The following is a 570-nucleotide window of genomic DNA, read 5'->3' on the forward strand; positions in this document are numbered from 1 at the left end:
ATCTACGACATCGATGGCAACAAGGTCGACCGCAAGCGGCAGCAGTCGCTGTCGACCAGCTTCATGGTCGACAAGGGCAACCGCCGGCACTTCATGGAAAAGGAAATCCATGAGCAGCCCGAGGTGATCTCGCACACGCTGGCGCATTATGTTGATTTCGTCTCCGGCGTGTCGAAGCCGCTCGAATTACCCTTCGACTTCGCCAAGATCGGCCGGCTGGCGCTCTCGGCCTGCGGCACCGCCTATCTCGCCGGGCTGATCAGCAAATACTGGTTCGAGCGCTATGCGCGGCTGCCGGTCGACATCGATGTCGCCTCCGAGTTCCGTTATCGCGAGATGCCGCTGTCGGCCAACGACGCGGCCTTCTTCATCTCACAGTCGGGCGAGACCGCCGACACGCTGGCCTCGCTGCGCTACTGCCGCCAGGCCGGCATGAAGATCGGCGCCGTCGTCAATGTGCGTGAATCGACCATGGCGCGCGAATCCGACGTGGTGCTGCCGACGCTGGCCGGGCCGGAAATCGGCGTCGCTTCGACCAAGGCTTTCACCTGCCAGCTGTCGGTGCTGGCT

At 63.2% G+C, this 570-nt stretch carries 1 protein-coding gene; it reads left to right on the forward strand.

The features are described from left to right. On the forward strand, positions 1 to 570 hold a 570-nt coding region (locus tag EOA24_RS40400), incomplete at both ends, for an SIS domain-containing protein (protein WP_127410943.1).

Source organism: Mesorhizobium sp. M2A.F.Ca.ET.039.01.1.1, from assembly GCF_003998035.1.
Classification (GTDB): domain Bacteria; phylum Pseudomonadota; class Alphaproteobacteria; order Rhizobiales; family Rhizobiaceae; genus Mesorhizobium.